Source organism: Streptococcus sp. 22.1, assembly GCF_016648645.1.
In the GTDB taxonomy this organism is placed as follows: Bacteria; Bacillota; Bacilli; order Lactobacillales; family Streptococcaceae; genus Streptococcus.
In genome coordinates, this window is sequence record NZ_JACLQK010000003.1 from 84,359 (window position 1) to 97,950 (window position 13,592).

Annotated in this window: 13 protein-coding genes; 11 read left to right on the forward strand and 2 right to left on the reverse strand. The window is 41.2% G+C overall.

Annotation, left to right across the window (positions count from 1 at the left end; translation table 11 throughout):
* The first annotated feature begins 32 nt into the window (after window positions 1–32).
* From H7U04_RS02170 to mprF, 3 genes are all read left to right on the forward strand, one after another.
* Window positions 33–293, forward strand: coding sequence for a YiaA/YiaB family inner membrane protein (locus tag H7U04_RS02170; RefSeq protein WP_048674474.1), 261 nt, complete (start codon window positions 33–35; stop codon window positions 291–293).
* Between the two features lie 195 nt (window positions 294–488).
* Complete coding sequence (locus H7U04_RS02175) at window positions 489–1,208, forward strand: alpha/beta fold hydrolase (protein WP_037600967.1); 720 nt, start codon at window positions 489–491, stop codon at window positions 1,206–1,208.
* Window positions 1,205–3,760: a bifunctional lysylphosphatidylglycerol flippase/synthetase MprF gene (gene mprF, locus H7U04_RS02180; RefSeq protein WP_037600970.1), complete on the forward strand. Its 2,556-nt coding sequence runs from the start codon at window positions 1,205–1,207 to the stop codon at window positions 3,758–3,760. The genes H7U04_RS02175 and mprF overlap by 4 nt, the downstream gene beginning before the upstream one ends.
* 54 nt (window positions 3,761–3,814) lie before the next feature.
* Here mprF and gatD read toward each other — a convergent pair whose 3' ends face one another.
* Together gatD and murT are read right to left on the reverse strand one after the other, a co-directional pair.
* Complete coding sequence (gatD, locus tag H7U04_RS02185; RefSeq protein ID WP_048674479.1) at window positions 3,815–4,603, reverse strand: lipid II isoglutaminyl synthase subunit GatD; 789 nt, start codon at window positions 4,601–4,603, stop codon at window positions 3,815–3,817.
* Window positions 4,603–5,946, reverse strand: coding sequence for a lipid II isoglutaminyl synthase subunit MurT (gene murT / locus H7U04_RS02190; RefSeq protein WP_110980968.1), 1,344 nt, complete (start codon window positions 5,944–5,946; stop codon window positions 4,603–4,605). Before murT ends, gatD begins: the two co-directional genes overlap by 1 nt.
* Window positions 5,947–6,047: 101 nt before the next feature.
* On the opposite strand from murT, the gene cdaA reads away from it, so the two are divergent.
* The 8 genes from cdaA (at window position 6,048) to H7U04_RS02230 (ending at window position 13,435) form a co-directional block, all read left to right on the forward strand.
* A complete protein-coding gene (gene cdaA, locus H7U04_RS02195) occupies window positions 6,048–6,899 on the forward strand; it encodes a diadenylate cyclase CdaA (RefSeq protein ID WP_145516213.1) in 852 nt (283 codons plus the stop codon).
* Window positions 6,896–7,861 carry a YbbR-like domain-containing protein gene (locus tag H7U04_RS02200; RefSeq protein ID WP_002890696.1) on the forward strand — a complete coding sequence of 322 codons (966 nt, stop codon included), beginning with the start codon at window positions 6,896–6,898 and terminating at the stop codon, window positions 7,859–7,861. The genes cdaA and H7U04_RS02200 overlap by 4 nt, the downstream gene beginning before the upstream one ends.
* Before the next feature lie 220 nt (window positions 7,862–8,081).
* Entirely contained in the window at window positions 8,082–9,434 is a 1,353-nt protein-coding gene (gene glmM / locus H7U04_RS02205; RefSeq protein WP_048790754.1) for a phosphoglucosamine mutase, read from the forward strand.
* A gap of 2 nt (window positions 9,435–9,436) precedes the next feature.
* Window positions 9,437–9,877 carry a GtrA family protein gene (locus tag H7U04_RS02210; RefSeq protein WP_155212978.1) on the forward strand — a complete coding sequence of 147 codons (441 nt, stop codon included), beginning with the start codon at window positions 9,437–9,439 and terminating at the stop codon, window positions 9,875–9,877.
* A 98-nt stretch (window positions 9,878–9,975) separates the two neighbouring features.
* On the forward strand, window positions 9,976–10,662 hold the full coding sequence (locus tag H7U04_RS02215; RefSeq protein ID WP_110980967.1) for a tRNA (adenine(22)-N(1))-methyltransferase: 687 nt from the start codon (window positions 9,976–9,978) through the stop codon (window positions 10,660–10,662).
* Window positions 10,652–11,440: a Nif3-like dinuclear metal center hexameric protein gene (locus tag H7U04_RS02220; RefSeq protein WP_110980966.1), complete on the forward strand. Its 789-nt coding sequence runs from the start codon at window positions 10,652–10,654 to the stop codon at window positions 11,438–11,440. The genes H7U04_RS02215 and H7U04_RS02220 overlap by 11 nt, the downstream gene beginning before the upstream one ends.
* Before the next feature lie 12 nt (window positions 11,441–11,452).
* Window positions 11,453–12,280: a ZIP family metal transporter gene (locus H7U04_RS02225; RefSeq protein ID WP_110980965.1), complete on the forward strand. Its 828-nt coding sequence runs from the start codon at window positions 11,453–11,455 to the stop codon at window positions 12,278–12,280.
* 66 nt (window positions 12,281–12,346) lie between these two features.
* Entirely contained in the window at window positions 12,347–13,435 is a 1,089-nt protein-coding gene (locus H7U04_RS02230) for an NAD(P)/FAD-dependent oxidoreductase (RefSeq protein ID WP_110980964.1), read from the forward strand.
* Window positions 13,436–13,592 lie beyond the last annotated feature (157 nt).

Consider the following 13,592-nt stretch of genomic DNA (forward strand, 5'->3'; position numbering starts at 1 on the left):
ATAGTCTTAGTATATAAAAGGAGACTAACTTTATGAACAAAGTAAAGAAAAAAGTGTATCGTAACACAACATCTTTCAACATGATGGCATGGGGATCATTTGGCTTCTTCGTAATCTTGATGTTGGTAGGCCTCTATACCCTTAAAGAGCCTTTGATGGTTAAGGGTTACTATCTCATGGGATGTGTTGGTTTGATTTCATCTTCATTTACAGTATCTAAGGTTGTCCGTGATAACCAAGAAGATGAAGAAAACTATAATAAGCTCATCGCTCAACAAACTTTCGAACAATAAGAGGAGAAGCCTGAAAAGGCTTTTTCTTTTTGCAGAAAATGCACAAATATTCTGACTCTTCCCTAGTGGAAGTGTTATAATGGAGTGAAGGGGGTTAGATGGTTTTGGAATGTGATAAGTCCAACTCATCAGCCCTAATGCCTTATAAGACTAATTATCGTATAAGAGTGCGTTAGTGAAAAGGTAGGTAATATTATGGAATTCAAAGTGAAAGATGGTCAAATCATCTATTATCGTGATCTCGGTAAAGGCTTTCCAATTGTTTTTTTGCATGGCAATAATTTGTCAGGAAATTACTTTGGTAAGCAAGGAATTCTGTATCGAGACTATCGTTTAATTTTCATTGATAGTCGTAATCACGGCAGGTCCAGTCGTCAGAGTGTAAAGATGACCTTTGAACAGATGGCTGCCGATTTGGAGGAAATTTTGCAATATTTGAATATCAAGAAGGCCTTATTTGTCGGTCATAGTGACGGTGCTAATTTGGCTATGGTTTATGCTAGTCGTTATCCTGACCGGATTGCGGGACTCCTACTTAATGCAGGGAATATGACCTTTAATGGGTTGACGAGACGCTCAAGATTCGCGGTCTATATACAATATCTGTGCTTAAAGGCCTTGTCACCATTTTCATCTAAAATGGATATCATGGCTCAGGTAACGGGTCTTATGCTTCATGACTTGCCATTAGATAGGGAACGTCTACATCAGGCTGCCTATCCTGTTTGGGTAGTTATGGGGCAAAGGGATGTTATCAGTATTAGGCATTCTAGAGAGATTTCAGAGCTCTTTCCGATTCATAAGCTCTATGTCCAACGTCGTGAAGGGCATCGTCTAGCTCAACGTAAATATAAGGTCTTTAATCATATGATTCGTGAGCTTGTGAGAATTAGTCGAAAAGAGGTGGTGGCATGAAGCGTTTTTTAGAGAGACTTCAACCTTTAAAAGCAGCCGTTAAATCCATCTTCTTTATCTCGATTACGGTCCTTGTCGTCATAGAATTGGTTCGTCTAAAACGGACCATCACTTTAGAGTCACTGGAGTCAGCTCTGTCCGGTTTGTCTATTTGGCATCTTGTTTTGATGGCTGTCATCGGACTAGTCGCTGTCTCCCCCATGCTCTTTTATGACATTATACTGAATAAGGAGCTAGAAACGGATTATTCCAAATCCTATATCTTAGAAACAAGTTGGGCTGTCAATACCATTAATAACTTGGCTGGTTTTGCTGGTTTGGTCGATGTGGGACTACGATATTCCTTTTATTCTGAGGATGGGCAGGAAAAGACAGGTGTTAAGGCACTTTCTCGTTTATTACCTTATTTTATGTCGGGCCTATCCCTTTTAAGTGGTTTGGTATTCGCTGTCTTTTGGTTCTTCCCTCTCAGTCCAGACTTAAGAAAATATTGGTTACTCTTATTGGGTATTTTCCTTTATCTGCCTTTTATTTTCTTTGTTTCTAGTCGTGAAAAGTTAACCTATTTTGGTCAAGTACCGTTGAAAACGAGGCTAAGTCTTCTTTTAGCTTCGACAGCTGAATGGGGAACGGCCCTGGGGAGCTTTGTCAGTGTGGCTTATTTAATGGGCTTACATGTTCCCCTTTATAATCTGGTTCCACTTTATTTCCTAGCGGTTATTATTGGTATCTTCTCTATGATTCCGGGTGGGATTGGTAGTTTTGATTTGATTGTGATTACCGGTCTGACCTCTATGGGGGTTAGCAATGCTCTTGCGGTTAGTCTGCTCTTGCTCTTTCGTTTAACCTACTACGTTATTCCCTTCTTGCTTGGTGTTATCTTCTTTTTCAAACACATGGGAGGACGTATCAACGAGAAATACTTCAAACTTTCTTCACGAGTATTTGGTGGAAGTCTCCACCGTTTTCTCGTATATTTGCTACGTTTTTTAGGGATTTTCTTGATTTTGTCTGCCCTAATCCCTGAACGCTTGGCAAATGTTTACTTTATTAGCCGTTTTGATCCTATTCAGGAACAGTTGATTTGGCAATTCCCAAGTATCCTATTTGGTACCCTATTCATTTTCATGGCTCGTCTCATTAGACGTCGGGTTAAGGGTGCTTTTGTTGCCTCCTTGATAACCTTTGTCTTGGCCTTAATTTATGTCAATCTCAATGGTATTTCATGGGCCATGTCTTTCCTAATTTTACTCTCTTTGGTGCTTATGTTGATCATCAGAAAAAGGTTGTATCATCGTTACTTTGTTTATAGTTGGGAAGACAAAACCAAGGATTTTCTTTTCCTAGCCTTTACGATTCTGGTTCTTCTCGTTTTGGGTGGCAGTGGTTTTTGGTCTCATTTGTTGCCACCTAAGAACCGAGATGTTCTTGGACATTTTGTTCATATTTGGTTTGATATTTTACTGGCATCAGTTATCATTGCAACTATTGTTTGGGGAGTCTTGAGAATTTTGGCACCCCGCAGGCCTTTTGGTCAAAGCATGGATGATGAGCGCTTCACAGCTCTCCTTGAGAAATATGGAGGTGCATCAGAAAGTGCCCTGGCTTATTTACATGATAAACGCCTCTTTTGGTATCGTGTTGATGGACAAGACCAGGTTGTTTTCCAATTTGCACAAACCAGTAACAAGTGTGTGGTTATGGGAAATCCGATAGGTAATGAAAACTATTACCGAGCAGCTTGGGAATCTTTCTTGAAGACCTTATCGGATTGGAATTTACAAGCCTTGTTTTATGAGGCAGATGAGAGTATTACCCTGATGCTTCATGATTATGGCTTTGATTTTATGAAATTTGGGGAAAATGCCATGGTTGATTTGACGTCATTTTCTGTTGATGGTAAGCATGGTAAGAAGTTCCGTAAGCCAACCAATCGTGTTGAAAAAGCAGGTTTCCAGTTTAGGTTACTTGATCCTCCATTTTCAGAGACTCAGATGCAAGAAATGAAGGCTGTCTCAGATATTTGGCTTAACGGTCGTAAGGAGAAGGGCTTCTCTCTTGGTTTCTTTGATGTAGCCTATTTGCAGCAAGCACCGATTGCTATTGTTGAGAGTGAGGAGGGAGAAATTGTAGCCTTTGCCAACATCATGCCAACCAAAAACAAACGGGTGGCGACGATTGACCTTATGCGTTATGACTTTGAAAAGGCACCCGAAGGTATCATGGATTACCTCTTTGTGAAACTCTTCCAGTACTTCCAAGCAGAAGGAAAGCAGTATTTTGATATGGGAATGGCTCCACTCGCGAATGTGGGTACTGAAGAAGATAGTTTTTTGGAAGAGAAGGTTGCCAATTTGGTCTATGTCTTTGCGCAGCGTTTTTACTCTTTTAGTGGGCTCCAACGTTATAAGGAGAAGTTCTCTCCAATTTGGTCTCCCAAATACATTGTTTATCCTAAACGAACTTGGCTCTTGTTTGATATGATTGCCATTCTAAGGATTGATAATCGAAAAATTGAAGACAGATTGAAGAAAAGACGACTTTGGAAATAGATATGAAAAAATAGCGAAACCCTAAGGATTTCGCTATTTTGCTATGTCATAGAATTATTTTTCAAATTCTGCTTTTGATTTAGTATCTGCGTATTCTTCAGCGACTTCGCTTGAAAGAATATCATTGTAACTTGGCAATTTAATGTCTTGGCCATATTTGTTACGAAGGGCAGTAGTGACCAAACGGTAGGCCAGGTTGGCGTTACGAGAAAGAATTGGTCCATGGAAGTAGCTACCATAAACATTTTTATAGTGGACACCCTCAGAACCGTCTTCCTTGTTATTACCATTACCGTAGACCACTTTTCCAAGTGGTTTTTCATCATCAGAGAGGAAGGTACGCCCTTGGTGATTCTCAAAGCCATAGTAAGTTTCATCGAACTCTTCGTTATGGATCTTGATGTCACCAATATAACGATTATTTTCTTGATTGAGGGTGTAGTGGCCCATAACACCGATACCATCAATGCGGACACCATTAGCCTGGATGTAATATTGACCAAGAAGTTGGAAACCACCACAGATGGCAAGAACTACTTTGTTATCTTGGATGAATTGACCAATGGCCTCACGCTTAGTTGGGAGGTCTTTAGCAACAATAGATTGTTCATAGTCTTGACCACCTCCAAAGAAGACCATGTCGTAGTGGTCCTTGTCGAAGTCATCACCAACTGAAACGATGTCGAAGGTCATCTTAGCACCAAGTTTTTCACCCACGTATTTGATCATAAGGACATTTCCGTTGTCACCGTAGGTATTGAGTAGATTACCATAAAGGTGGGCAACATTTAGGTCATAGGTGTAGTCACGATTTTCTGGAGATTTGAGTGAAGTATAAGTCATTAGTTCATCTCCTTTCCGACAGCATGACGTTGAGCAAGAATATCACGGAATTCAAGCATAGCAGTATAGGTCGCTAAGATATAGGCATGATTGCAATCTTGTTTTTCAATCAAGGCCATAATATCTTCAAGTTTTTCTGCTTGCGTAATCTTTTCTTCTGGATAGCCGGTTACACGAAGACGGCGGGCAATTTCAGAATGGCGAACACCACCAGCGTTAATCTCAGGGATATCCATCTCGAGAATGCTTTCAAAGTTGGCATCCCAAATCCAGCTAGTATCAATACCATCAGCATAATTGGCGTTAAGAAGGACTGACAAGCTAAATGGATAATCTGCAAGTTTAATCATATCCAGAGCTTGGCTAGCTCCCACTGGATTCTTAATTAGTACGAGAGTACATGATTTGTCACCAATCTTAAAGGTTTCTTGGCGTCCAAAGACAGCACGACTCTTATCAAAACCAGCTTTGATTTGCTCTGGATCCACTCCGAAAAATTCAGCGACAGAAACGGCAGCAAGGGCATTGTAGATGTTATAAAGACCACCGACATTAATCTTGTAATCTTGTCCATCAATGACAAATTCAGAAGTAGTGTTAGTGATTTTAGTCAACTCTGTTAGCTTATAGTCTAATTCTGGACGGTGGAAGTCACAGTTGAGGCATACATAGTCACCCAGATTAGCATAAGTATTGAGGCGATACTGAAGAATGCTCTCACATTTAGGGCAGACAATTCCTTCGGTATTATAATGTGCCAGCTTTGGAGCGTGTTTTTCAGTGTCAAAACCATAGAAGCGTACAGGATTGACCACTTCTTTAGAATTAAAGAGAGGACTGTCTCCATTGGCCAAAATAGTGGCCTCAGGTGCCTTAGCAGCACCATCTAAAATCATCTGATAAGTGGTATAGATTTCACCATAGCGGTCCATTTGGTCACGGAAAATATTTGTGAAGACAAAAAGACTTGGAGTGATGTATTCAGTGATTTTTGGAAGGCTAGCCTCGTCAATTTCCAAGACAGCGATTTTCTTACCAGACTTGGCTTTTTTAGCTGTTAGGAAAGTAGAAGTGATTCCTGTGATCATGTTGGCCCCACTAGGGTTGGTCACAATCTCACCAAAAGCTTCTTTAAGAATTCCTACTGTTAAAGCTGTTGTCAGAGTCTTACCATTGGTTCCAGTGACAACGACAATCTCGTAATCCTTGGCTAAAGTGTCTAAAATATCTTTGTCAAATTTAAGGGCGATTTTTCCAGGCAGGGTTGAGCCACGTCCCAATTTTGAAAGGACGAAATGGCTAGCTTTTCCCGCTAGAATTCCCATGGTAGTTTTCATAGTCATGAATTTATTTTATCACAAAAAGTAGTGATTGTAGTCTCAAAATAGTTAGAATTCGTGGTATAATAGAAACTGTTTAAAAATTAAAAGAAAGTGTGATATGTATGGGACTACTTTCGTCCATTGATATTGATTTTTGGCGGTCACTCTTTGATAGTCCGCTGAAAGTTATCGTCAATAGTTTGGACATATTGATTGTTGCTTTTTTAATTTATCGCTTTATTAGGGCCCTACGAGGGACAAAAATTATGACCCTTGTTCAAGGGGTTGTCTTATTTATTTTAGTCAAACTGATTTCTGATTTTATAGGCTTCACGACGATTTCTTATTTGATGAATCAGGTTATCAACTATGGAGCCATTGCGGCGGTTGTAATTTTTGCACCAGAGCTTCGTTCTGCACTTGAAACCTTTGGACGGACGCCTCAGCATTTTTTGCAAAATAAAGAGGTTAGCTCAGATGAGAAGTTGGTTCAAGCCTTCGTTAAAGCTGTTAAGTACATGAGTCCTCGTAAGATTGGGGCGCTGGTTTCTATTGAACAGACTCAGACCTTACAAGAGCAGATTGCGACAGGTATTCCACTTGATGCAGTGGTGACTGGGGAACTGTTAATTAATATTTTCATCCCAAATACACCGCTTCATGATGGGGCTGTTATCATCAGAGATAGCAAGGTTGTGACGGCTTGTTCTTATCTGCCATTGACGGAATCTAATAAGATTTCCAAAGAGTTTGGAACTAGACATAGGGCTGCCATTGGTCTTTCAGAACAGACAGATGCACTGACCTTTGTTGTGTCTGAGGAAACTGGTGCGATTTCAATTGCTTACAAGGGGAATTTCATCCATGATCTCTCGGTTCAAGAATTTGAACAAGAGTTGAGTCTTATCTTGTTGAAAGAGCAAGAACCACGTCAGTCATTCTTCCAACGTTGGATTGGAGGTAGCAAAAAATGAAGCGTTTCGTAAATTTCTTTAAAAACGATCGTTTATGGCAGATGCTAGTTGCTCTCTTCTTTGCTGTGGTACTCTTTTTCACGGCATGGTCGGGAAATACGCAAAATAAAAACAATAGCTCAAGTGCATCTAATACCTTTACACAAACCGTTGAGTCGGTTCCTGTGGATATTAAATATGATAGTGATAAGTACTTTATCAGTGGTTATTCCTATGATGCCGAAGTCTATTTGACAGCGACAACACAGCTGGCTTTAACGACTGAGACAAGTAGTGATACGCGTCACTTTAAATTAGTTGCTGATTTGTCGAATTTGGGTCAAGGAACCAGTCGAGTACCTATTCAGGTTAAGGATCTTCCAGCTGGAATGTCTGCGCAAGTATCGCCATCAACCTTGACGGCGACTATTGGTAAAAAAGCCAGCAAGACCTTTGACGTCGTAGCTAACATCACATCAGATAAGTTAGCAAATGGCTATGAAGTTAAAAAAGTTAGCCTGGATGCAACCAAGGTAGAGGTAACTTCGAGTGAAGATATCATTAACCAGATTGATCATGTTCAAGCAGTATTGGAAGGCGATTCCAACCTGTCTGAAGATTATGATGGGAACTTGGTCCTTCAAGCAGTTTCGACCAATGGAACAGTCCTAGCAAGTTCAATCTCACCAGCTAAGGTGCATGCCAAGATTAGTTTGCGAAAATTAAGCAAATCTGTTCCTGTCAAGGTCGAACTGACTGGAGATAAGGCTAGCAATGTGTCTAGTATCAGCTATAGCTTTAATCGTGGGCATGTGACTATTGTTGGTAGTCAAGAAGCTATGGATAAGATTGATAGCATTACAGTCCCTGTGGACATTAGCCAAGTGACTAAGGACACTTCAAAAACAATAGACCTTAAGGCAGAAGGTGTTACGGTTCAGCCTGGCACTGTTAAGGTTAACTTAAAAGTCACGCAAAAATAGGGGAGTTACATTTTTCCTAAATTCATGTATAATGGATGGGATTGAGAGGGACTAATCTCATAAAAATGTAACCAATTAAAAATGTTTAAAATCAAGGGTTGAAAATATTGGCGAAATCTTATAAAGTTAGATTGTCTAGATAGATTTCACTAGATTGACTCTTGCTAAACAGCATCACAGTTTAAGGAGGATTTAGTGCTCAAGCACTAATAATAGAATTATGGGTAAATATTTTGGAACAGACGGTGTTCGTGGAGAAGCAAACGTTGAACTTACGCCTGAATTGGCCTTTAAATTAGGTCGTTTTGGTGGTTATGTGCTTAGCCAACATGAGACTGGCCGTCCTAAAGTTTTTGTGGCACGTGATACACGTATCTCTGGTGAGATGTTGGAATCTGCCTTAGTAGCAGGTTTGCTCTCAGTGGGTATTGAAGTCTACAAACTTGGAGTACTTGCGACACCTGGCGTCTCATACTTGGTCCGTACAGAAAATGCAAGCGCTGGTGTTATGATTTCAGCCAGCCATAATCCAGCTCTTGATAATGGTATCAAGTTCTTTGGTGGCGATGGCTTTAAATTGGATGATGCGCGTGAAGCGGAAATTGAAGCCCTTCTCGATGCTGCAGAAGATACGCTTCCACGCCCTTCAGCTGAGGGACTTGGAACACTTGTGGATTATCCAGAGGGTCTTCGTAAATACGAAAAATTCTTGGTGGCTACAGGTGTTGACCTCGGTGGCATGAAAGTTGCCTTGGATGCGGCTAATGGAGCAGCTGCGGTATCTGCACGTAACATTTTCCTTGACTTGAACGCAGAAATCTCTGTTATTGGTGACCAACCTGATGGCCTTAACATCAATGCTGGTGTTGGTTCGACACACCCAGAGCAGTTGCAAGCCTTGGTTAAAGAAACTGGCTCAGCTATTGGTCTTGCCTTTGATGGTGACAGTGACCGTCTCATCGCTGTTGATGAAAATGGCGATATTGTTGATGGTGATAAGGTGATGTATATCATTGGTAAACATTTGTCTCAAAAAGGCGAGTTGGCTAAAAATACTATTGTAACAACAGTTATGTCAAACCTTGGTTTCCACAAGGCACTTGACCGCGAAGGCATTAACAAGGCAGTGACTGCTGTTGGTGACCGTTACGTTGTCGAAGAAATGCGTAAAAACGGCTACAACCTTGGTGGTGAACAGTCTGGACACGTTATTATCATGGATTACAACACAACTGGTGATGGTCAATTGACAGCAATCCAATTGACTAAAGTCATGGTTGAAACAGGTAAGAGCTTGTCTGAATTGGCTTCAGAAGTGACCATCTATCCACAAAAATTGGTTAATATCCGTGTGGAAAATAGCATGAAAGATAAGGCTATGGAAGTTCCTGCAATTGCCGCTATCATTGAAAAAATGGAAGCTGAGATGGCTGGAAATGGACGTATCTTGGTTCGTCCAAGTGGTACTGAACCTCTTCTTCGTGTTATGGCAGAAGCCCCAACAGATGATGAAGTGAATTACTACGTTGATACGATTGCCGATGTTGTTCGTGCAGAAATTGGATTGGACTAAGTATGATAGCTAAGCTCAGAGCCTTCATGGCCACCGAAGTTTTCAAGTACCTTTTCTTTGGTGTCTTGGCAACTTTGGTCTATATGGTCAGTCGTACTTTGATTTTTCAGTTTATCCAACAAGGAACACTTTCAGCAGTCTTAGCGAATGCGATTGCCATTATCTTTGCCTTTTTTACAAATGACATGTTTGTCTTTAATCAGGAAAAGACAGGTATGGTTACGCGCTTTGTTAAGTTCGTGGGTGCTCGCCTATTGACCTTGGTCTTGGATTTGGCTCTGGCCTATTTCTTGGTCGATACCTATCCAGAAATTATTGGTCAATTTGTTGGTCATAGTCATGCTTGGGTAAACGGTATCGAGAGCCTCTTCTCTCAGGTCCTTATCATTGTATTGAACTATATTATTTCTAAATTCTTCGTCTTTACAGGCGAGAAAGTATAAGCAAAAAGGAAGTTGTTAGGAAATGTGTTAAAAGCATTTCTTACCAACCTCCTTTTTTGATATAATTGAAGAGACTTAAAAAAATAGAAAGATGAAACATGTACGTACAATTATCTCAACGCCTTAAGGATGTAGCAACCTATGTTCCCAAAGGCGCAAAACTCTTGGATGTAGGCAGTGATCATGCCTATCTTCCGATTTATTTACTTGAAAAAGGTTTGATTACTTCAGCTATTGCTGGAGAAGTGGTAAAAGGGCCCTATGAATCCGCTCTTGCTAATGTCTCAGCTTCTGGTTTCCAAGATAAAATGGAGGTGCGCTTGGCTAATGGCTTGGCTGCCTTCGAACCTGCTGATGAGGTAACAACTATCACGATTTGTGGTATGGGAGGACGTCTTATTGCGGACATCCTTGATGCTGGAAAGGACAAACTTAAGGGCGTAGACCGCCTGATTTTACAACCAAATAATCGTGAAGATGATCTCCGTATCTGGTTGATGGAAAATGGTTTTGAGATTATTGCAGAGTCTATCATGACTGAAAATGGCAAATACTACGAAATCATGGTGGCAGAAGCTGGACACATGAGCCTTTCGGACAAGGAAGTGCGTTTTGGTCCTCATCTCATGAAAGACCAATCTCAGGTTTTCCAGCTCAAATGGCAACGCGAAATCAATAAATTAGAGATTGCTTTAGGATCCATTCCACTGGCCAATCAGGCTGATCGTACAGCTATTGAAGATAAAATTCAAACCATTAAGGAGGTTTTGAATCATGTTAGCTAGTGAACTTATTAAGACTTATGAAGAATTTTGTCCACAGGAGCTTTCTATGGAAGGTGATGTGGTTGGCTTGCAGATTGGTAGTCTGGACAAAGAGATTCAGAAGGTTATGGTTACCTTGGATGTTCGTGAGAATACGGTAGCCGAAGCCATTGAAAAAGGTGTGGACCTCATTATTGCTAAACATGCTCCAATTTTTCGTCCAGTTAAGGATTTGGTGTCTTCGCCTGACCGAGATATTTTACTTGACCTGGTTAAGCATGATATTGCAGTCTATGTGAGTCATACTAATATTGATGTCGTTAATGATGGGCTGAATGATTGGTTCTGTGACTTACTTGACATTAAAGACACCACTTATTTAACGCAGACTTCTGAAAATCATGGAATCGGTCGAGTAGGTGATATCGTGCCTCAGACTATTGAAGAACTTGCTCTTAAAGTCAAGTCTGTTTTTGCCTTAGATAGTGTTCGCTTGGTTCGTTATAATCATGACAATCCTCTAGTTAGCCGTGTGGCTATTTGTGGGGGTAGCGGTCAAGGATTTTACCAGGATGCTTTGAAAAAGGGCGCACAAGTCTTCATCACTGGTGATGTTTACTACCATACAGGACAGGAAATGATTACTAATGGTCTCTTGGCAATTGATCCCGGGCACCATATCGAAGCCCTTTTTATCTCAAAGATTGCTGAGAAACTTGAGGCTTGGAAACTTGAGCATGATTGGAATGTGACCATACTTGAAAGTCAGTCCTCAACCAATCCTTTTGACCATTTGTAGGAGGATGAGTCTGTGACTTGGCTTTTACATCAAAATGTAGTCTTTTTGGCCTTGCTTGCTGGTCTTTTTACTTGGGGCTGTACCATTGTTGGATCGGCCATTGTTTTCTTCTTCAAGAATATTAGCCGTAAATTGCTAGATATCATGATGGGCTTTGCGGCAGGTGTCATGATTGCGGCCTCTTTTTGGTCGCTTTTGGACCCCTCTTTAACTTATGCGACTCAAAATGGCTATGGGAAGTGGTCATGGTTCCCTGCGGCATCTGGTTTCTTGCTTGGCGGTGTTGCCCTTCGTTTGATTGATGCCGTCGTTCCCCATTTGCATTTGGGGAATGACATCTCTAAAGCAGAAGGTATTCAACCTCGTAAGAAAAAGTTGTCCAAGACAGCACTGCTCTTTTTGGCTATCACCATTCATAATTTTCCAGAGGGATTAGCAGTCGGTGTGACTTTCGGAGCCTTGGCTGGTGGCAATATGACATTCGCGGGTCTTATGGGAGCCATTGGTCTAGCTATAGGTATTGGTTTGCAGAATGTCCCTGAAGGTGCAGCCCTCTCAGTTCCTATTCGAGCAGATGGAAAATCTCGTATCAAGGCCTTTTATTGGGGATCTATGTCAGCCATCGTGGAGCCTATAGGGGCTGTTATGGGAGCTGCCCTTGTCATGTTGATGATGGCAATCATTCCTTATGCTTTGGCCTTTGTGGCTGGTGCCATGATTTTTGTGGTAACGGAGGAATTGATTCCTGAATCACAAACCAATGGTAATACTGACGTAGCAACCTTGGGCCTTATGGTTGGCTTTGTCGTCATGATGGTCATGGACGTGGCCTTGGGGTAAAAGAATAATAAAAAGCTGTGCCTATTGATATAGGACTCAGCTCTTTTCAAATAGATGGAGTAAAAAATGAAAATTGCAATCGTTGGTGCAGGTATCGTCGGTTCAACGGCTGCCTACTACTTATCAAAAGAAAAAGGCGTAGAAGTTACAGTATTTGACCATGGTCTTGGACAAGCAACCAAGGCAGCAGCAGGAATTATCAGCCCCTGGTTTTCCAAGCGTCGTAATAAGGCCTGGTATCGCATGGCCCGTTTGGGAGCCGATTTTTACCAAGATTTAGTTTCAGATCTTGAAAAGGATGGTTATGACACAAGCTTCTATGATCAGTCTGGTGTAGCCCTTCTCAAGAAAGACGATAGTAAATTGGATGCTTTGTACCAGCATGCAGAAACGAGACTAGAAGAATCACCCATTATTGGTGAACTCTCTATAAAAAATGCTGAGGATCTCCCTGAATTCACTGGATTTGACCATTATCTCTATGCTTCTGGAGGAGCCAGAGTGGAGGGGGCAGAGTTGACAGCTACCTTGATTGAGGCCTCTGGTTTTGAAAAGGTGGAGGGACCAGTTACACTCTCTCCTCTTGACAATGGCACTTACGAGATTAATGCTCAAACTTTTGATAAGGTCATTCTCGCTTGTGGTGCCTGGCTAGGTCAAACGCTTGAACCCCTTGGTTTTGAAGTAGATGTTCGCCCCCAAAAAGGTCAATTACGTGACTATTTCTTTGAGGGGTTAGATACTGGTAAGTTGCCTGTTTTGATGCCAGAGGGCGAACTAGATGTCATCCCCTTTGCTGGTGGAAAGATTTCGGTAGGAGCTAGCCACGAAAATGACCAAGGCTTTGATTTGACAGTTGATGAGACTGTACTTGCAAGTCTGGAGGAAGAGGCTAAGACCTATTTCCCTGGCTTAAGCACGGCTAATTCCTTCTCAGAACGTGTGGGAACGAGAGCCTACACGAGTGATTTCTCTCCTTTCTTTGGAGAAGTTCCAGAACTTGAGAGTGTCTTTGTTGCTTCTGGTTTAGGATCTTCAGGGCTCACGACAGGGCCACTGATTGGAAAAAATCTGGTTGATTTGGCCATGAATCGCCCTGGTAGCTTGGATAGTGCGGACTATCCAGTGGCTCAGTACATTAAGAAAAAAGACTAATAGTATTAAAGTTCTTCTAGATATTTAGACTCAAGAATCAGCTGGCTATTTCTCGCTATTGAGGGATGTTGGCTGATTCTTTTTTATTAGAGTTATTTACATCTATTTCTTATTTGATTAGAAAATGATAAAATAGTAACTGTTCATCGATTGTAGG

Coding starts and splice junctions, on each gene's coding strand:
- H7U04_RS02170 (WP_048674474.1), top strand. CDS start 33: ATGAACAAAGTAAAGAAAAAAGTGTATCGTAACACAACATCTTTCAAC.
- H7U04_RS02175 (WP_037600967.1), top strand. CDS start 489: ATGGAATTCAAAGTGAAAGATGGTCAAATCATCTATTATCGTGATCTC.
- mprF (WP_037600970.1), top strand. CDS start 1,205: ATGAAGCGTTTTTTAGAGAGACTTCAACCTTTAAAAGCAGCCGTTAAA.
- gatD (WP_048674479.1), bottom strand. CDS start 4,603: ATGACTTATACTTCACTCAAATCTCCAGAAAATCGTGACTACACCTAT.
- murT (WP_110980968.1), bottom strand. CDS start 5,946: ATGACTATGAAAACTACCATGGGAATTCTAGCGGGAAAAGCTAGCCAT.
- cdaA (WP_145516213.1), top strand. CDS start 6,048: ATGGGACTACTTTCGTCCATTGATATTGATTTTTGGCGGTCACTCTTT.
- H7U04_RS02200 (WP_002890696.1), top strand. CDS start 6,896: ATGAAGCGTTTCGTAAATTTCTTTAAAAACGATCGTTTATGGCAGATG.
- glmM (WP_048790754.1), top strand. CDS start 8,082: ATGGGTAAATATTTTGGAACAGACGGTGTTCGTGGAGAAGCAAACGTT.
- H7U04_RS02210 (WP_155212978.1), top strand. CDS start 9,437: ATGATAGCTAAGCTCAGAGCCTTCATGGCCACCGAAGTTTTCAAGTAC.
- H7U04_RS02215 (WP_110980967.1), top strand. CDS start 9,976: ATGTACGTACAATTATCTCAACGCCTTAAGGATGTAGCAACCTATGTT.
- H7U04_RS02220 (WP_110980966.1), top strand. CDS start 10,652: ATGTTAGCTAGTGAACTTATTAAGACTTATGAAGAATTTTGTCCACAG.
- H7U04_RS02230 (WP_110980964.1), top strand. CDS start 12,347: ATGAAAATTGCAATCGTTGGTGCAGGTATCGTCGGTTCAACGGCTGCC.